Here is a 918-nt window from a genome sequence, read left to right on the forward strand (position 1 = left end):
ACGAAGGTGATTGAGAGATGAGTGAGTTTGAACAGTGGTTTAGAAGCCTGAATGCAAATGAGAAAACAGTTTATTTCCTTGGTAATGAACACAAGGTTTCCGAAATGGCATGGAACCACCAACAAGCCAAGATTGATGAGCTGAAAAAGAAAATTGAGGATCAGATTGATATTTTGAAAGCCGCATCGAAAAGTCATGCTTACAACTATCGAGAGCAAAACATCATGCTTAGTCAGGCGGATGATTTAGAGAAAATCCTACGAGGTGAGCATGAATAACAAGGATTTTCTAATTTGTATTCTGCTTAGTATGGCCTTGCTCTTTGCGGTCAAATTCATTTGGAAGTGGGCGACTGGCGGTTTTAACAATATCGCTGTCATGGAGTGGATGAACCGCGGTTTTAGTTTTGGTATTGGATTCTCAGTTTCAATCATTGTGGTGATTTTGGTTTTTAAGCTGGTCGCAGGTGACTAATGAGCAGCATCTCACTCGCTGAATACAAAAAACTTTACGGTGGTGGTCGTAAGACTGCCACCAAGCGGCCCAAGAAGATCAACGGTGAAAAGGTTCAAAGCGAAGGAGAGGCTAAACTGGCCAGAGACTTGAAAGCCCTAAAAATCAACTTTGAACAGGAATTTAAGTTTCACCCAAAACGGAAATGGAGAGCCGATTTCCACCTGGTAGGCAAAATGATATTGGTTGAGGTGGAAGGTGGGATCTGGAGTGGTGGCAGACATACGAGAGGTAAGGGATACATTGGGGATATGGAGAAATACAACGCTGCAGTAATGATGGGTTACCAGGTAATACGGTTTAGTACAGAGCAAGTGAAGTCAGGTTTAGCAATTCAGCAGATTGAGAAGATGGTAGGGGATTTGGGATGAATGCAGTGGTGAAAGCAAAAGTAATGGATTGGTC

General features: G+C 42.6%; 3 protein-coding genes. All 3 read left to right on the forward strand.

The window, feature by feature from the left end; translation table 11 throughout:
- The first annotated feature begins 17 nt into the window (after positions 1-17).
- From ACE01R_RS17830 to ACE01R_RS17840, 3 genes are read left to right on the forward strand one after another with little or no spacing between them, the layout of a single operon-like run.
- Complete coding sequence (locus tag ACE01R_RS17830; protein WP_395552809.1) at positions 18-278, forward strand: hypothetical protein; 261 nt, start codon at positions 18-20, stop codon at positions 276-278.
- The gene (locus tag ACE01R_RS17835; protein ID WP_395552810.1) at positions 271-474 is read left to right on the forward strand and encodes a hypothetical protein; all 204 of its coding nucleotides are present in this window, start codon (positions 271-273) and stop codon (positions 472-474) included. The genes ACE01R_RS17830 and ACE01R_RS17835 overlap by 8 nt, the downstream gene beginning before the upstream one ends.
- Entirely contained in the window at positions 474-884 is a 411-nt protein-coding gene (locus ACE01R_RS17840) for a hypothetical protein (RefSeq protein WP_395552811.1), read from the forward strand. The genes ACE01R_RS17835 and ACE01R_RS17840 overlap by 1 nt, the downstream gene beginning before the upstream one ends.
- The last annotated feature ends 34 nt before the right edge of the window (positions 885-918 follow it).

Origin of the sequence: Acinetobacter sp. BSP-28 (genome assembly GCF_044130285.1) — a bacterium.
GTDB lineage: Bacteria > Pseudomonadota > Gammaproteobacteria > Pseudomonadales > Moraxellaceae > Acinetobacter.